The following is a 17190-nucleotide window of genomic DNA, read 5'->3' on the forward strand; positions in this document are numbered from 1 at the left end:
CCTCCTCGTCGCCTCGTCCCGGCCCTGCATCCGGGTGGTGGTGCCATCCGTCGTGCTCAGCGGAACCGGGTCAGCCGTCCGCTGCGCTCCCGGTCGACCAGCAGCTCCTGCCGCAGCCGGCCGCGTAACCGCCCGTAGAGGCGGCCGGCCAGTTCCTCCAGGTCGTCGGGGTTCTCCAGGTCGACCGGCCGGCCCGGGGACCGGTCACCGGCCCGGGAGCGCAGCCGGTCGGCGTCCCGGTCCAGCCGGGCCGCCGTGGCCTGTCCCCGGTCGGCCACCGTGCGCAGCTCGGCCCGGAGCCGCTCCACCGCGTCGCGTACCTCGGCGAGCCGGCCCGTGCCCCGGTCGATCGCGGGCGGTGCCGTCGCGGCGGCCACCTCGGCGCGCAGGGCGTCCAGCGGCGGCCCGGCCGGCGGGTCGGCGGCCTGGTCCTGCTGCTGGTCGAGTTCGCCCCGCACCAGCGCCCGTAGGTCGTCGAGGGTGGCCGCCGGGGTGTCCATGGACGCCCGCTGGAGCGGGTGGGCGGCCGGCGGGCCGGGCGGCGCGGCCGGGGGTACTCCGCCCGCACCAGGGTTCGCCTGCCAGGTCAGGCCGCCACCGGGGGTGGTCCCCCAGGTGCCGACGGTGCCCGGGGGTGTCGGCGCGGCACCCCCGGTCAGCGGCGCCACGGGTGGCAGCGGACCTCCGACGCCCGGCCCGCCGCCGCCGAAAGCGTGCTCGGCGGCGAGCGCCCGCGCCTCCAGGTCCCGGCCCGCGCCGGTCGACTCGGCCGGCGGTGCCGCCCCGAACGCCCGCTGCTGGACCACGTGGGCCAACTCGTGGGCGAGCAGCGCGCGGGCGGGCGGCGCGTCCAGTGGCCCGGCTGACGCCGGCAGCAGCACCTCACCGCCCCGGGTCGCCGCCCGCGCCCCGGCCTGCTGCACCACCGCGGTGGCCTCCGTACCCCGCCACACCGGCACGGCCGCGACGTCCACGCCGTACTGCTGCCGGAAGCCGTCCACCAGAGCGGCCGGCACCTGCTCCGGCAGCTCGTCGACGCCCACCGGAGCGGGCGGTGCGGGCGGCGGGGCCGCGCGGTGCGCCAACGGCGCGGCCCTCTCCACCGTGGTCGGTGCCGGGCCCGGCCGTCCGTCCGCCACCGCCGGCGCGACCGTGACGACCCCCATGGGGTACGCCGTGACCTGCGCGTCGGTGGGGACCGCCGTCGTCCACGGCTCCGGCCGGTCGACCAACCCGGCCTGCTCCACCGACGGTACGGGCGGGTGCCGGACCGCTTCCGCCTGTCCCCGGCCCGGCCGCCCCTGACCGGCCCGGCCGTGATCCCGGTCCACTCCCGACGGCGACCCGGTCGGCGGCGACTGCTCCGGACGCCGGGTGAGGAAGAAGGTCGACGGCGGGGACACCGGCTCGGGGCGGTACGTGCCGCGTCCCGCCGCCGGCAGGATGTCCGTGGTGTCGCGCCCCGCCGCCGAACCCGGCGGGTCGTCCGTGGTGTCGCGGCCCACCGCCGAATCCGGCGGGTCGTTTGTGGTGTCGCGGCCCACCGCCGAATCCGGCGGGTCGTCCGTGGTGTCGCGGCCCGCCGGGCCTGGCCGGCTCTCCGGGGTCGCCCGGTCCGCGACGGGCCGGCTCTGCGACGGCGGCGGCCCGGCCGGGTCCGCGCCCCGGGCCGGTGTCGTGGCACCCGTGGCCGGCGGGGTCACGCCGGCCGGAGTCGACCCGGCCGGCTGCGTCCGCTGTGCGGGTGCCGGTCCGGCCCCGGCCTCGTCCAGCATCCCGCCCCGGTGGTCGACCGGCCCGGTCGCCCGCGCCGGATCCTCCGGGCGGTTACCCACCGGCCGGTCCTGCCCGACGCCCACCGGTCCGTCCCGCCGACGGTCGGCGGGGACGCTCCGGTCGCTGCCGGTGGCACCACCCCAGTCGGCCGGGCTACCCGGGTCGGGCCGATCCTGGGCCGCGGACCCGGCGAGCCGTCCCGGAGCAGCGGTGGGCGGGGCGGTCGTGCCAGCCGGCTCATGGGCCGCCGGGGACGTCGCCTCCAGGCCCGTTCGGGCGGTCACCGGCCGGGTGGTACGACCCCGACGTCTGGCGAAGGCCACCTCGACCGGACGCACCTCACCGGCCGACGGCGGGGTTTCCTCCGGGTCGCTCCGACCGTCGTGACCCGGGGCGGCGGTCGACCCGCCCCGGCCGGTGCCGGTGTCCGGCTGCGCCGACCGGGTACGTCCCCCGTCCGACGCCCGGGCCTCCTCGGCGGCCCGGGTGGCCTCCGCCGCCAGGTAGGCGACCTCGAACCCCGGCGGGGGCCAGACCTGCGCGGTGGGCAGGCCGGCGGCGGCGAACTGCGCAGCGGTCCGGGCCGCTGCGGCATCCGCCCCGTCGGGTCGCCCGGCGGCCGTTCGTCCGGGCGGCTCCTGCGGCCCACCCGTCGCCCCCGCGCCCTCTCCCCCGGGCCCGTCCGCGGCCCCGATCGGGCCACGTTCCACGGCCGGGCTCCGGTGCGGACCACCGGCCACGTGCGGGGCCACGCCCGGCGTCGGACCGCTGCCCCCGACCGGACTCGGCGTCGTTCCCCGTACCAGCGCCGGCTCATTGTCCAGGGTCGGACCGTAGCCCGGAGCCAGGCCGTAGCCCGGAGCCAGGCCGTAGCCCGGAGCCAGGCCGTAGCCCGGAGCCAGGCCGTAGCCGAGGGCCGGGCCGTGGCCGGAAGCCAGGCCATGGTCCAGGATCGGACCCGGGCCGGAAGCAAGGCCGTGGCCTGGAGTCACGCCATGATCGAGGGTCGGACCCGGGCCGGAAGCAAGGCCGTAAGCGGGAGTCAGGCCGAGGTTCGGTGCCGGACCCCGCATCGCGGTCGGGCCGTACGTGTCGGCCGGAGCCTGCACCGTGGTCGGATCCGCTGCCCGGGGCACGGCCGGCAACGACCGGTCGGGCTCACGGACGGCCCCCGGCGGCGGACCGCCCCACCGACCGGATGGCGACGGCGTCCCGGCAGCCGGTTGCGTGCCCGGAAGGTGGCCGCCCGCCCGGGGAAACTGCGAGGTGTCGTCCCCGCTCAGCGGTGCCCGGTACACCACCGGACCGACCGACCATGGGTCACCCGACCCGGTCACCGCCTGCCGGACCGAACCGGGCTGCGTCCACCCGGCGGGCGCGGGCGGCGTCCACCCGGACGGAGCGGGCTGCGTCCACCCGGCGGGCGCGGGCGGCGTCCACCCGGACGGAGCGGTCGGCGGGCGGTGGGGCGCAGCGGTGTCGTACCGGATCGGGGTCGGGTCGGTGGCCGCGACCGGCCCGACGGACGGCGCGGCGGCTCCCGGGGCCGGGCCGGCGAACGTCGGCGCAACGGCGGTCGGGGGCAGCGACGGGCCGTCCGTGGCCGTCCCCGGCGGCGGGATGGTGACCATCGCCGAGGCGGGCTTCACGGTCAGCAACGGCAGGCCCGGGAGGGCCGGGTACCCGTCGGTGGGCACCGGCGGGGCGACCGGAACGGATGGCGCGACCGGAACCGGCGGCGGTGCCCCGACCGTCCGGCGGCGACGCGGCCAGAACGGCTGTCCGGGCCGTGACGACCAGGCCATGCCCACCTCCTTCGGGTTCCGGTACGGGTGTGCGGCGTCGGGCTGCCGGGTGGGTCAGGAGGCGCCCGGTCGGCCGCCGGCCAGGTCCACCGCGAAGCGCCCCCCGCAGCCGGGGCAGGCCACCTCGACCCCGGTGTGCCCCTGCTGGTTGATCCGCCGGTAGAGGTCCTGAAGGAAGGCCAGGTCGGAGGCGAAGAGGTGCTCGATCACGTCGACGTCGACGGCATTCACCCCGCCGATCCGGGTCACCGTCCGGGCGAGCAGCAGCACGGTGAGGAAGGCCGGGTTCTGGCGTACCCGCGGATCGCCCTGGGGGTCGATCTCGTCGCGGGCGGTGGCCAGCCGCATGGCGCCCTCCCGGTGCACCCCGCCCCGGTCGTCGACCAGCCCGCGCGGCAGCACGAACGGATACTCGGTCCGCAGGCCCGCCGCCGGTCCGGCGGCGGGCTCGGCGACGCTAGATCCGCGCATTGAAGTCGAACAGGTCGTCGCACATCAGCGTGACCGTCTGGTAGACGATGTCGGTGGCCCCGGCCTTGACCCCGCTGACCTCCACCCGCGACGGCCAGGCGTTGGTCATCATGTACGTCAGCCGGGCGTCGCCGTTGAGGTCGTCGCCGGGGCCGTAGAGCTTGAGCGCGCAGTCCCGGTAGGCGTCGTACATGAGGTTGCGGACCTTCTGGTGCCACAGCCAGAGGTCGCCGTTGAGGTCGAGGCCCCGCTTGAGGGTGACCGTCGGCGGCTTGGTCCGCCCGAAGTGCCGGGAGAAGATCGGCCCGGTCGTGCCGGCGGCCATGTACTCCGCGTTCTCCACCTCGCTGCTGATCCCGACCAGCTCGGCGAAGTTGATCGCCGACATGCCCGGCACCTCCAGCCGGAAGACGGCGGCGCTGATGATCTGCGTGTTCTGCTTCGGGTCCTGGGTGCCCTGACCGGCCATGCTCGGTTCTCCTGGTCTCGTCGTCGCTCAGGTCGGGTGCTCGCCGCCGGGGCCGGTCAGTCGCCGGTGCCCTGGGAGAGCTGGGAGAGTCGGAACACCACGAACTCGGCCGGCTTGACCGGGGCGATGCCGATGTCGACGGTGAGGATGCCGGCGTCGAGGTTCTCCGGCGGGTTGTTCTCGGCGTCGCACTTGACGAAGAACGCCTCGGACCAGGTGTCGCCCATCAGCGCGCCGCTGCGCCAGACCCGGCGCAGGAACATCGTGATGACCCGCCGCACCGCGTCCCAGAGCCGGGGGTCGTTGGGCTCGAAGACCACCCAGTTGGTGCCGAGCAGGATCGACTTCTCGATCCAGTTGAACAGCCGCCGGACGTTGAGGTAGCGCCACTCGGCGTCGCTGGACAGCGTCCGAGCCCCCCAGATCCGGATGCCCTGCCCGGGGAAGGCCCGGATGCAGTTCACCCCGATCGGGTTGAGCTGGTCGTGCTCGCCCTTGGTCAGCCCGCTCTCCAGGGCCAGCGCACCGCGGATGATCTCGTTGGCCGGGGCCTTGTGCACGCCCCGGGTGTCGTCGTTACGCGCCCACACCCCGGCGACGTGCCCGCTGGGCGGCATGAACACCGCCCGGCCCTGCGCCGGGTCCATCACCTTGACCCAGGGCCAGTAGAGCGTCGCGTACTTGGAGTCGTAGCCGGCGACGTCCATCCGCCACTCCTTGAGGCGCTGCGGGTGCAGGCCGGGCGGCGGGTCGAGGATGGCCACCCGGTCACCCATCAGCTCGCAGTGCGCGATCATCGCCAACTGGACGGCCTTGAACGCCTCGTCGTCGATGGCCCCCTGCTGGTGGGCGGCGGCCAGGTCGGGCACGCAGAGCATGGTGATGTCCTCGATCGCCTCCAGCCCGGCGAAGCCGGTCCGGTCGCTGACGTCACCGACGTAGTCCTCGGCGCGTACCCGCAGGTCGCCGGTGCCGGTCGTGGTGGCCGGCAGCGCGGGCGCGGCGAGGGTGACCTCGGCGCCGCGGCGGGGCGGGGCGAGGGTGGCGCCCTTCGCCTCCTCGATCTGGATCAGCTTGGACTGCTGGCGGACGGCGGTGACCACGTTGCCCGCCCCGCGCTTGGTGGTCAGGTTGTCGAGCGTCTCGACCGGCTTGCCGGCCTGCTTGACGACGAGCTTGAACGCGTCGTCGCCGCCCTCGGAGGCGTCGACCACCTCCACCGAGAGGTCCTGGCCGGAAGCACCGGGCAGGGCGGCCCGGACGGTGAACGACAGCCGGCCGTTGTCACCGGCGGCCGGCACGGCCGCCGCCGCGTACGACTCACCGGCGCTGGCGTCGTCGGCGGGGTCCGCGCCGGCACCGCCCACCCGGACCACGTACGCGGAGCCGCCGCCGTTGAGGAAGTAGCCGTAGACCGACAGCGGCAGGAAGCTGCCCGCCACGAATCCCCCGAAGGTGCGGGTGTACTGCGTCCAGTTCGTGATCAGCGTGGGCTCGTCGACCGGCCCCTTCTCGGCGAAGCCGACGAACGCGGCGACGGCCGTCCCGACCGCCTCGATCGGCCTCGACCCGGAGGAAACCTCCTCCACGTAGACGCCCGGCGACAGATACGTCGGCATCGAACCTCCTGTACGACGGTGTGATGGGCCGAGCCTGCCAACGCCGACCGGCCGGAAGGGCTGCCCGCCGGACCGCCGCCGGGGTAGGCAGTTCTGCCCCCAAGGGCAACCGATCCGCCCCGACGGCCTGCCCGGCCGCCTGGCGCGGTGCCGTCCGGGCAGCGGGCAGGGTGGGCTGATGATCTGGGATGTCGACCTGTCCGTCCGGGCCTGGCTGGGCCACTACCTGCCGCCGGAGGTGCCGGTCGTCTTCGACCCGCCGGACCGGTGTGCGCAGCGGTCCGGCGGTGAGCTGGTCTCGGCCTTCCTGCTCGACGTCGAGGAGGACTCGGCGGGTGTCTCGGCGACCTGGGACGAGCTGCGCGACGCCGACGGTCAGCTGGTCGGGCGTCGTCCACCGGGCCGCCGGTACCGCTTCAGCTACCTGTTGACCGCCTGGGCCGCCGACACCGAGCGGGAGCACCGGCTGCTGGGTGAGCTGCTGGTCGGCTGCGCGAGCTGCACCGCCCTGCCGGCCCGGTTCCTGACCGGTGCGGTGGCCCGCGCGAACCAGCCGGTGGTGGTGCGCAGCGCGCCGCGGCGCGAGGGGGACACCGGCTCCGCCTGGGTGGGGTACGGCGGGACCGCCCGGACCGGGCTGCACCTGCAACTGCTCGTGCCGTTCGTGCCCGAGACGCAGACCGACCTCGCGCCGCCTCCGCGCGAGGTCAGCGTCAACAGCGGTGGTGGCCGTCCGGGCGGGCCGGGCGGCGGGCAGCCGGCCCGGCGGCCGAGGGGCGGGATCAGCGAGCCGCGCTGACGCCCCGCTGCCCGATCAGGCGTCCGGTTGCCCGTTCAGGTAGCCACGGCTGCCCCTTGGTGTTCCTCGTTCGTGGTTCTGCCGGCCCCACCCGCGCGGCGAGACTGCCCGCATGAGTGTCGCTGTGGGACTTGTCGAGACCGACCTCACCGTCGCCGCGGGCGGCACGGTCGGCTGCACCGTCCGGGTGCGCAACACCGCCGCCGTCGTCGACCAGTTCACCCTGGACGTGGTCGGCGACGCCGCGTCGTGGGCCGAGGTCGAACCGGCGACGATGAACCTGCTGCCCGGCACCGAGCAGGAGGCGCGGGTGACGTTCACGCCGCCGCGTGCGGCGACCGTGCCGGCCGGCAGCGTCGACTTCGGGGTACGGGTCCGGGGGCGGGAGGACCCGGAGGGTTCGGTGGTCGAGGAGGGCACCGTCACCGTGCTGCCCTTCGTGGAGCTGGCGACGGAGCTGGTGCCCCGTACCTCGCAGGCGCGACGCGCCGCCCGGCACCAGCTGGTGATCGACAACACCGGCAACGTCGAGACCACTGTCGAGGTCCTGCCCGCCGATCCGGACCGGCTGCTGACCTTCCGGGTGCTGCCGGCCGCGCCGGTGCTGCGGCCGGGCACGGCCACGTTCGTGAAGCTGCGGGTACGCCCCCGCAAGCGGTTCCTGCTCGGCCCGGACCGCAACCTGCCGTTCCAGGTGGCGGTCACCCGCCCGGACGCCGAACCGATCACCAGCGACGGGTTGCTGGTGCAGCGGTCCGTCCTGCCGGCCTGGTCGCCCCGGGTGGTGCTGGTCGCCGCCGCGGCGGCGGTCGCCCTGGTGGGGCTCTGGTTCGCGGTGCTCAAGCCCACCGTGCAGTCCACCGCCAAGGAGGCCGCAAAGGTGGAGACCAAGGAGTTGTCCCAGGAGGTGGCCGAGGTGAAGACCCAGGCCAGCGAGGCGGCGCAGACCGCCGAGAAGGCGGAGAAGGTCGCCAGCGTCGCGGCCGGCGCCTCGCCCAAGCCGAGCGCGTCCCCGAGCCCGACAGCCGGCTCCGGCAACGGCAAGGGACCGGGCAGCCAGGGCGGGACGCTGGACAACGCCGACCCGGAGACCGCCGCCGATTTCCGGGTGGCGACCAGCGCGTCGCCGACCACCTCCAACGAGTTCACCCTCTCCACCTACAAGCCGGCCGACAAGAAGGTGCTCTGGGTGACCGACATCGTCCTGCAGAACCCGCACGGCGACGCCGGCCTGCTCCAGGTGCGGCGGGGCGACACCGTGCTGCTGGAGACCGGCCTGAACAACTTCCGGGACCTGGACTACCACTTCGTCCAGCCGCTGCGGTTCTCCGCCGGCCAGCCGGTCACCGTGGCGGTGAAGTGCGCGAACCCGGGCACCACGGCGTGCACCCCGGCCGCCTACTTCGCCGGTCAGCTCGTGCCGGTCGCGCCCGCCCCGAGCCCCTCCCCCAGCCGATGAGCGACCCGCACCCCGCCGCCGGTTCCCCCGGTCCGCACCCCGCCGCACCGGACACCGCCGCTGTGGCGCGCACCGCCGCGCCGACCGCCACCAGGGCGGCGGACCCCGGAGCACCAGGCACCACCGCCGCACCGGGCGTCGGGCCGATCCGCACGGCGGTCCGGTCCCGCGACCCGATCTCCCAGGCCGGGGTCACGGCCCAGCTCGGCACGACGGGGGTCGACGATCCCGTCGGCGTGCGGCCGGTGGTGCTGGCCGAGCCCGACGACAGCCCGGACGTCCTGGTGATCGTCGCCGACACGGTGGACGACTGGCTGTTGGCGCAGCTCGACGCGGTGACCGGTCGCCCGGCCCCCCGACCGGTGCTGGTGGTGGGGCAGCTCGACGACAGCGCCGGGTTGCAGGCGATCGAGGCGGGCGGCCTGAGCCTGGTACGCCGTGCCGAGAGCACCGCGCCGCTGCTGCGCGAGGTGATCCGGGCTGCCGCCCGGGGCGAGGCGAGACTCCCCACTGACCTGCTCAGCTCGCTGCTGACCCGGGTGGGTCGGGCCCAGCGGCACGTGCTGGCACCCCGGGGGCTGACCATCCTGCCCCTGTCACCGCGCCAGCTCGCCGTGCTCCGGATGATCGCCGCCGGGGCGGACATCGCGACGATCGCGCGGGAGCTGTCCTACTCGGAACGCAGCATCAAGAACATCGTGCACGAGATCACCACCCAGCTCGGCGTCCGCAACCGCACCCAGGCGGTCGCGCACGCCATCCGCGAGGGGCTGATCTGACCGTTCCGCCGGTCGAGGAAGGGATCCATCGTGGGCGTACCCGCGGCGAAGCTCGGTGACAAGGTGGTCGGCACCGACACGCACATCATCATGGTGCCGTCACCGACCGGGCCGGTGCCGACGCCCACCCCGATGCCCTTCGCCGGGACCATCGCCAACGGGTGCAGCACCGACGTGCTGATCGAGGGTAAGCCGGCCGCGGTCGTCGGCAGTGTCGCGGTGAACGCCCCGCCGCACCTGCCGACCGGTGGGCCGTTCCAGACACCACCGAACAACCAGGGCACGGTCCTCGCCGGCAGCCCGCTGGTATTGATCAACGGCAAGCCGGCGGCCCGGCACGGCGACAAGGTCAACACCTGCAACGACCCCGCTCCGCTGCCGGCCGGCAGCATCATCGCCACCGGCCAGGTGCTGGTCGGCTGACCGGCACCGCCCTGCTGGCCACGCCACGTCCCGGCGACCGTGATCCCGGGCCGATTCCTGCCCCCGGAACGCTGGCGGGTGCCGGTCTGCGTCGCCGGGTGGGCGGGCCGGCCGGTCAGTGCGCGGGTGGGCCGGCCGGTCAGCGTCGCCGGGTGGGCGGGCCGGTCAGTGCGCTGGCGGGCCGGCCGGTCAGCGTCGCCGGGTGAACGGCCCCGGCTGGCCGGTCGCCGACTGCACCAGGAACGTGCCGCTGGTCACCTGGCCCACCGACGGCACCGAGGCGAGCGCGGCCCGGGGGCCGGCGAGTCCCTCCTCGAAGACCACCATCGGCACGGCGAACCGGCCGGACGCGTCGGCGACCGCCGTCACCGTGCCGGCGCCGTCGACCCAGCCGACCAGCACCTCGGCACCGGCCGGGAAGCCCTGGCCGAGCGCGGTGACCACCTGGCCGGGGCGACCGACGCCCGGGTTGAACTGCAACGTCGGGCTGCGTCCCGAGACGGTCAGCGCCAGCGACTGGGCGGCGACCCCGCCGGTGTCGGTGGCGCTGGCGAGGCTGAGCACCGAGGTGGCGGCCCCGATCGCCCGGGGGGTGGCGGTGAGGGCCAGCGCGCAGGACCGGGCGACGGCCAGCACCCCGGCACAGGTGGAGCCGGTGACCGCGAAGACCGCCGGGAGCGGCTGTTCGGCGAGGGCGGCGGCCACGGTCAACGGGTAGTCGCCGGTGTTGGTGAGGGTCACCGTCCGGGCCGACGATGGTACGCCGAGCGGGGCCTCCCCGAGGTCGAGCGCGGCGGCGTCGGAGTAGAGCACCGGTACGTCCGGCGCCGCGCCGCTGACGGTCACGCTCAGCCGCTCCGGCTCGCCCTGGACGAGGCCGTCCACGGAGACTTCGAGCCGGCAGGCGTACTCCCCGTTGCGGGCGGCGGGGTCGACCGCGACGGTGACGGTGAGGTCGACGGCGCCGCCGCTGTCGACGGTCCGCTCGGCCGGGGTGACCGAGGCCGAGAGCTGCGGGTCGCAGTCGGTGACGCGTGCGCCGACGGTGCTCTGGATGGCTCGGATGCCGGCCAGGATGGCGTTCGAGACCTCGGACGGGCCGGCGGCGTTGAACAGGACGCCCCCGGTCTGCCGGGTGATCTCGGTGTACTGCCCGGACTGGTCGAGGGAGTAGCTGCCCGGGTTGCCGACGTCCACGGCCACCACCCGTACACCCCGGGCGGTCAACGCCTGGATCGTCCCGGCGAGGTCGTGGCCGACGCTCGGGTCGTGCGACGGCGCGTCCCCGAAGATCACCACGATCGGGCTGCTCTCGGTCCGCAGGGTGACCGCTCCGGTGGCGACGGCGTACAGGGCGTTCAGGCCGGCCTCGGGGTCGTCGCCACCGCCGTCGGCGGTCCAGACGTTCACCGCCTCCTGCACCTCGGACGGCACGGCGGTCAGGTCCCGGTTGAGCCGGAAGACGAACTCGTCGCCCTCGTCCCGGAACTCGGCGACCGCGAAGCGGGCGTCGGGCTGGACGCCGCTGATGTCGTCGACGATCCGCTTCGCGTTGACCCGGACGTCGTTCAGCGCCGCCTGCATGCTGCCGGTCGTGTCGGCGAGCAACACCACGTCGGGGCGGGGCGGGACGGTCGCGGTGGTCACCGTGCGGGTGACCACCGCCGACCCGCCGGGGGTGAGCCCGAGGGCCGTCCCCGCCGGCTCGCCGACCAGGGGGGCGGCACCGTCGGTCACGCTGATCCGCAGCGCCGGGCCGCCGGCCGGTCGCGGGGCCGCGAAGAACTCGGCGTACGCGGCCGGCGGTGCACTGGCCACCAGGAGTGCCACCACAGCGAGCGCCGAGGCGGCGCGCAGGGAACGGGACGCTGATGCAGCCATGGGGACAGTGAACGCTGCCCGACCGGGTCACCCGCAGCCGCACGGGAAGCTCTCCGTGCAGTCCTGTCTGCCTGTTAGGGCAACGGCCGGCCGCCCCGGTCCACCCTACTGCGGCCGGGCCGACAGCACCCGGACGTCCAGCCCGCCGGAACACCGCCGGACCACGGCCGCCACGCTCTGCTCGTGGCTCGTCTTCACCGGGTCGACCGTGAAGTACGCCTTGCGGCCCCGGCCGTGACGCACCACGTAGCTCTCGGCCGTGCCACCGGCCCACGGATCCCCGAACGTCTTGAGCACGTTGTAGATCGGGGTGTCCATGTCACTCTCGTCGGTGTAGAACATCACCAGGTCCTTGAACTGCACGTAGTGCGTGTACGCCCCCTCCTCGGTCAGGGTGGCGATGATCCCGGTGTTGTGCGCGTTGAGGGCCGAGTCGATCGTGACGGTGATGGCGACGTACTGCGGGAAGGCGTGGATGGTCACCCGGTCGTCCCGGTACATCTTGGGCATCCCGTTCATCGCCGTATTGATCATGGTGGCGAGTTCGTCCACGTCGACCCCCCACGGGCTGACGAGGGCCTGGGTCTGCGCCCAGGAGTGCAGGCCGGCCAGGTTGGAGTTGGCCTCCGGGTTCAGGGTGAAGGCCACCCCCACCTTGAACTGCCCGCCCTGCCACCCGGGCGCGTCCTCCCCCTCCACCAGGGGTTCCGCGAACCGGACCGACTTCTGCGTCCCGGTGGCCGCCACCGGCTCGTCGTCGTCGGATTCGGCATACCCGACCTGCCAGTCGAGATTGGATTCGTCGAAGCTGATCTGGTCGTCCTCCCGGTCGCTCACCTCCTCCTTGCCGTTGTCGTACCCGTGGGCCTCCTCCGCGAGATCCTGGCAGGAGGCCACGAAGGCGGGGATCACCTCGGGGGCGGACAGCGCCATGACGGCGGCCTGCTGCACCTCTTCCCGCCAGAGTGCGAAGAGCTGCTCGTCGTCGCCCAACAATTCGGCCAGCACGGCGAAGTCGTCGTCGTTGCGGAGTTCGAGCGGCACGTCCGGGTAGCGTCGGGCGGTCTCCGCCAGGGCGGTGGCCATCGCCCAGTCGTCCCACGGCCGGGGCAGCTGGCGCTCGAACGTGTCCAGCGTCGCCCGCACGTCGTCGCCGTACCGGTAGGTGACCAGCAGGTACTCCAGGCTGCGGATCAGGTCATGGCGGTTCGGATGCAGCTGCTCGATCCATTGGCCGAACATCCGGGTGCCGTAGTCGCCGTCCAGGACGGTGGCGAACTCGACGGACCGGAAGTAGTCCGGACTCTGCGTGGCATCGTCCCAGTAGGTGTCTCGCCAGGTCATGACCGCTCTTTTCGCATCGGCGACAGTCGACCTGGCCACCCTGCCCCGATACCTACCGGTACGGCATGCGACCGCCGGCCGTCTTAGGGGCAGTCACCCCTGCCCCCACGGGCAAGCGCACCGTCACCGGCTGGAGCCCGCTGGCGCGGCCGGCAACCGTGGTGGGTCAGCGGCCGTTACCGCTGCGGCACACCTCAGCCCTGCCCCCCACCCCGGGGGAACGGGGATCCCGGCGTGGGCCAACATTCGTCCATGCCACTCGGTGTCCGGCAACACCCCGTCCCCTCGACCTGGCCGGAGCGCGCCATCGCGGCGCTCGGCCTGCTGCTGCTCGCCGACAGTTTCCTCCCCTGGTACCGGTTGAGCTGGATGGTCAGCCGGTACGGCGGCGGACAGCCAACTCGACATGTCAACGCGGCTACGGCGTGGCACAGCTCGACCGGTTGGTCGCTGGCCGTGCTGCTCGTCGTCGCCGCGGCAGTCGGCTATCTGGCCTGCGGCGTCTTCACCAACAGGTGGCCGAGACTGCTGGCGCCTCTGCGCTGGCTGTTTCTGCTCGCCGCGACGGCAGGTCTGGCGGTGGCGATCGTCACCTGGTGGGCGATCCCGTCCGTGGAGGTCTCAGGCGGCTACGGCGTCGTCGCCGCTGACAGGCTCGCGGGTGGGGTCACGTTCGGCGACATCGTGCGTGACCGGCTCTACGACAGGGAGACGAACGTGACCTGGGGCTTCTACATCGCCGTGTTCGTCACGACCGCTCTGGTAGCGCTCATGCTCCTGGACATCGTTCGGCGGACTGGCCGCCGTACTGCCCCGACTCCCGGATAGGGCTAGAGGCTACGACGTGCGGCCGGAGGACATCGGCGTACGCCCCTTGCCACCGGTCCGGTGGCAAGGGGGACCGGGTAGCCGGGGACTGTCGCGGGGCCGTTGACGCCTCCTGTGGGTGGGCTCAGGGTGGCATGCCGCCGCACAGGTCGACCGATCAATGGGAGAGCATATTCGCAGGCCGGAGGGCACAACATCTGATCTAGGAGGTGCCCCCGGCAGGATTCGAACCTGCGACACACGGTTTAGGAAACCGATGCTCTATCCCCTGAGCTACGAGGGCGCGAGCGCCTAGTCTAGCGACCTGCGGGTTCACCTGGGGTGGCAGGGAGTGGCCCACGTTCACCCACGGCACCCGGACCCCCGTTCGCCCAGCCCAGGACCACAGCTCGAGCACACGAACTCCCGTTTGCGACCGGCGGTCGGCTTCGGATTGGACCAACGGGCGTCTGTCGCAGGCACCCGTAGCGCAGGTTCCACGACCACCTCGGAGACCGTTGGTTCCTCGCGCGCCTCGGCGCCCGATAGGACCGGCTGAGTAGGGTGGGTGGCTGTTCGCGTCCCGTGGAGGAGAACGATGACGGCGCAGCCATCTCGACCGACGTTCGGGCTGGACGATTTCGGGCTGGACGACCGGATGCGGCTGTTCGGTTACGTGACAGCAGAGAACCGGTTCGCCTACCTGTGGCTGCTGCGGGCGTTCGACTCGGCACGGTCCAGCTACCACGTGGTGCTGCACACCTCCGACGTGGCCGCCGCACTGGCGGCGTTGCACGAGGTGGACGCCGACTGCCCGGATCCGGCCGGGTTGGAGTTGCCGCGGCTGCTCGATGCCCTGGTGGAGTGGGGGGTGCTCGACCGGGGGCAGGACGGTTCGCGGGCCACGACGCTGGCGGAGTACCGCAACCGGCACTCGGTGTACCAGTTCACCGAGGCCGGCTACCGCGCACACCGGGCGGTGGAGGCGGTGTTGTCGGCGAGCATCGACGACTCGACGTTGTCCCGGCTGGTCTTTGCCGATCTGCTGGCGGACCTCAATGCGCTCGCCGCAGCCAACGAGGCGGGGGACGCGGAGGAGGTCTACCGCAAGTTCAACCGGCTGGACCGGGCATTGGCCGACATCGCCGAGCGGGCCGCCCGCTTCTACCACATGCTGGGCGATCTGGGACGGACCAACGACGTACGGCCGGAGGTGTTCCTCGCCCACAAGGACGCCCTGCTGGCTCACCTACGCGACTTCCACGACGAGTTGCAGCGGTACACGCCCCGGCTGCGCGCGGCGGTGTACGAGGTCGAGGCGACCGGGCTGGACCGACTGATCGAGGCCGCCGCCGAGGCCGACGAACGGCTTTTCCACACGCCGGTGCAGCGGCTGGAGGACTGGCGTCGGCGCTGGGCGGGGCTGCGGTCCTGGTTGGCGCCGCCGGGCCCGGAGCAGCCCAGCGAGGCGGACCGGTTGTCGGACGCCACCATCGCCGCGATCGGGGACGTCCTGGCCCTGCTGCGTCGGGTCACCGAGGCGCGACGCGGCGGGGTCAGCCGGGAGTCGCAGTTGCGGCACCTGGCTGCGTGGTTCACCCACACCGGCACCCAGGAGGCCGCGCACGCCCTGTTCGACGTCGTGTTCGGCCTCGGCGCTCCACGCCACGTCGGGGTGGCGCACCCGGATCCGGAGGCGATCGCCGGCCGGCTGTCGTGGTGGGAGGCGCCGGCGGTGGAGTTGTCCCGCACCCTGGTGACCACCGGCCGGGCACCGGGCCAGGGTCGGGGACGGCCGGCCCGGCTGGACCGGGTCGACGACCGGCGGCACCGGCTGCGTGGCGACCAGCTCGCCCGGGAGCGCCGGTTGGCCGACGCGGCGACGACGTTGGCCGCCGAGGGCATGGACGGTCACCAGTTGGACGGATCGCAGACCCAGGTCCTGCTGCGCCTGCTCGACATCGCACTGGCGGCCCGGGTGGGTGGCCGAACCGGCGTGCCGCTGGCAGCCGCCGCGCACGGCGTGCGGCTGACCCTCACCCCGACGCCGGGCCGGTTCACCACGGTGCGCACCGCCGAGGGCCGGCTGCATCTGGACGGGTACGCGCTGACGGTCACCGCCGCGCAGCACACCGCGGTCCGCCGTCCCGGGCTGGTGCCGGCGTGACCGCGGAGGCGGGGGTGCCGCGACCGGCGGCGCACCGGTTCGCCGTCGATGTCCCGGAGTTGGTGTTGGCGGACTACCAGCGGGCGGTCCGGCTGGTCCTGCGCCATCCGCTGATCACGGTGACCTGGCCCGACGAGCGGGCGCTGCCCCGGGTGCGGCGATTCGCCGCCACTCTGCGCCGGGATCTCGCCGAGGCGTTCGGATATCGGCTGGAGCTACACGGTGCGACGGCCCGACTGGTACGGGCGAAGGACCGGCTCGACGGCACCCAGCCGGCGGTGTCGCGCACCGGGCGGCCGTTCGACCGGCAGCGCTACGCGTACCTGTCGTTGTGCCTGGCGGTGCTGGGCCGCGCCGGGATCCAGATCACTCTCAGCGAGTTGGCCGACTCGGTGGCCGGCGACGCGAACCGGATCACCGGCCTGGGGTTGGATCCGGACCACGGCCCGGACCGGCGGGCGTTCGTGGACGCGGTCGGCTGGCTGGAGGAGCGGGGTGTGCTGCGGCTGGCCGACGGCTCCAGCGCCGCCTGGGCCAGTGACCCGGGGGCCGGGGAGGCGCTGTACGACGTGGCGCGGGACGTGGTGTTCGCGCTGTTCCGGCCAACCCGGGTGCTGCAGCACGTCGATTCGGTGTCGGCCCTGCTGGACCGGACGATGGGCAGCAGCGGCAACGCCGAGCGCCGGCAGGCGGCCCAGGCGGCCCGGCGGGCGGTGGTGGAGTCACCGGTCGTCTACCACGCCGATGTCGAGCCGGCGGTCGCCAACCATCTGCGCGGCTCCGCGCTCGCCGTCGACCTGGCCCGGCTGACCGGACTGCGGCTGGAACGGCGGGCTGAGGGCGTACTGCTGGTGGACACCGCCGGGTTCACTGCGGAGCGGTTCCCGGGCACCGGTTCGGTGGCACAGGCCGCCGTGCTGCTCACGGTGGAGATGGCCGACCGGGTCGCGGATCCCGACGGCCGCCGGGTCAAACGGCTACCCCCGCCCGACGGGCACGCCCGGCAGCAGGCGCTGGCGAGCCACATCGACACCGGCCTGCCCACGGCCACCCTGGTACGCCTCGACGCCGCCGGTCCGGACGAGCCGTGGACCGCCGAGGAGCGGGGTGACCACGACGAGGCCGACGGCGTCGGCCGGTTGCCGTTCATCACCGACAGCTTCCTACGTACCGCCGTCGGGGAGATCCTCCAGCGGTACGGGACCGCGTTCGGGACCCAGTGGCACGCCGACCCGGACCGGCTGCGCGTCGAGGCGGTCGCGCTGCTGGAACGGTTCGGCGCGGTCACCGCTGTGCCGGGCGGGGTACTCGTCCGGCCGCTGGCGGGTCGGTACCGCCACACCGTCGCCACGGTCAAGCCCCGCGTCACCACCGAGACCCTGTTCTGAGGA

General features: G+C 74.1%; 13 protein-coding genes and 1 tRNA gene. 7 read left to right on the forward strand and 7 right to left on the reverse strand.

The genetic code is table 11. From position 1 onward, the window contains the following. Nucleotides 1-56 precede the first annotated feature (56 nt). The 4 genes from GA0070623_RS31400 to GA0070623_RS15005 all read right to left on the reverse strand — a co-directional run bounded on the left by GA0070623_RS31400 (nucleotide 57) and on the right by GA0070623_RS15005 (nucleotide 6140). A complete protein-coding gene (locus tag GA0070623_RS31400) occupies nucleotides 57-2486 on the reverse strand; it encodes an eCIS core domain-containing protein (RefSeq protein ID WP_157517646.1) in 2430 nt (809 codons plus the stop codon). 1149 nt (nucleotides 2487-3635) lie between these two features. Beyond that, a complete protein-coding gene (locus tag GA0070623_RS14995) occupies nucleotides 3636-4052 on the reverse strand; it encodes a hypothetical protein (protein ID WP_067313401.1) in 417 nt (138 codons plus the stop codon). After that, complete coding sequence (locus GA0070623_RS15000) at nucleotides 4039-4521, reverse strand: phage tail protein (RefSeq protein WP_067313403.1); 483 nt, start codon at nucleotides 4519-4521, stop codon at nucleotides 4039-4041. Before GA0070623_RS15000 ends, GA0070623_RS14995 begins: the two co-directional genes overlap by 14 nt. A gap of 56 nt (nucleotides 4522-4577) precedes the next feature. Then, nucleotides 4578-6140, reverse strand: a complete 1563-nt coding sequence (locus GA0070623_RS15005; protein ID WP_067313406.1) for a phage tail sheath family protein — start codon at nucleotides 6138-6140, stop codon at nucleotides 4578-4580. A 178-nt stretch (nucleotides 6141-6318) separates the two neighbouring features. Between GA0070623_RS15005 and GA0070623_RS15010 the strand changes: the two genes are divergently transcribed. The 4 genes from GA0070623_RS15010 (at nucleotide 6319) to GA0070623_RS15025 (ending at nucleotide 9600) form a co-directional block, all read left to right on the forward strand. After that, entirely contained in the window at nucleotides 6319-6939 is a 621-nt protein-coding gene (locus GA0070623_RS15010; protein WP_067313408.1) for a Pvc16 family protein, read from the forward strand. Between the two features lie 112 nt (nucleotides 6940-7051). Further along, nucleotides 7052-8398 carry a COG1470 family protein gene (locus GA0070623_RS15015; protein WP_089004065.1) on the forward strand — a complete coding sequence of 449 codons (1347 nt, stop codon included), beginning with the start codon at nucleotides 7052-7054 and terminating at the stop codon, nucleotides 8396-8398. Then, nucleotides 8395-9177 (forward strand): helix-turn-helix transcriptional regulator, encoded by a 783-nt coding sequence (locus GA0070623_RS15020; protein ID WP_067313412.1) that lies wholly within the window; start codon nucleotides 8395-8397, stop codon nucleotides 9175-9177. Before GA0070623_RS15015 ends, GA0070623_RS15020 begins: the two co-directional genes overlap by 4 nt. A 30-nt stretch (nucleotides 9178-9207) precedes the next feature. Further along, nucleotides 9208-9600 (forward strand): PAAR domain-containing protein, encoded by a 393-nt coding sequence (locus tag GA0070623_RS15025; protein WP_067313414.1) that lies wholly within the window; start codon nucleotides 9208-9210, stop codon nucleotides 9598-9600. A gap of 189 nt (nucleotides 9601-9789) precedes the next feature. On the opposite strand, the gene GA0070623_RS15030 is transcribed toward GA0070623_RS15025, so the two are convergent. After that, nucleotides 9790-11481: a choice-of-anchor D domain-containing protein gene (locus GA0070623_RS15030; RefSeq protein ID WP_084261530.1), complete on the reverse strand. Its 1692-nt coding sequence runs from the start codon at nucleotides 11479-11481 to the stop codon at nucleotides 9790-9792. A gap of 105 nt (nucleotides 11482-11586) precedes the next feature. Continuing rightward, entirely contained in the window at nucleotides 11587-12825 is a 1239-nt protein-coding gene (locus GA0070623_RS15035; protein ID WP_067313419.1) for a hypothetical protein, read from the reverse strand. Nucleotides 12826-13077: 252 nt separating this feature from the next. Between GA0070623_RS15035 and GA0070623_RS15040 the strand changes: the two genes are divergently transcribed. Next, nucleotides 13078-13653 carry a hypothetical protein gene (locus GA0070623_RS15040; RefSeq protein ID WP_067313421.1) on the forward strand — a complete coding sequence of 192 codons (576 nt, stop codon included), beginning with the start codon at nucleotides 13078-13080 and terminating at the stop codon, nucleotides 13651-13653. Between the two features lie 210 nt (nucleotides 13654-13863). Here the strand turns inward: GA0070623_RS15040 and GA0070623_RS15045 are convergent. Further along, nucleotides 13864-13936, reverse strand: a tRNA-Arg gene (locus GA0070623_RS15045). A gap of 294 nt (nucleotides 13937-14230) precedes the next feature. Here GA0070623_RS15045 and GA0070623_RS15050 point away from each other — a divergent pair. After that, on the forward strand, nucleotides 14231-15799 hold the full coding sequence (locus tag GA0070623_RS15050; protein ID WP_067313424.1) for a TIGR02677 family protein: 1569 nt from the start codon (nucleotides 14231-14233) through the stop codon (nucleotides 15797-15799). Then, nucleotides 15796-17187: a DUF2398 family protein gene (locus tag GA0070623_RS15055; protein WP_067313426.1), complete on the forward strand. Its 1392-nt coding sequence runs from the start codon at nucleotides 15796-15798 to the stop codon at nucleotides 17185-17187. Before GA0070623_RS15050 ends, GA0070623_RS15055 begins: the two co-directional genes overlap by 4 nt. The last annotated feature ends 3 nt before the right edge of the window (nucleotides 17188-17190 follow it).

The sequence above is a fragment of the Micromonospora rifamycinica genome (genome assembly GCF_900090265.1).
Taxonomy (GTDB): domain Bacteria; phylum Actinomycetota; class Actinomycetes; order Mycobacteriales; family Micromonosporaceae; genus Micromonospora; species Micromonospora rifamycinica.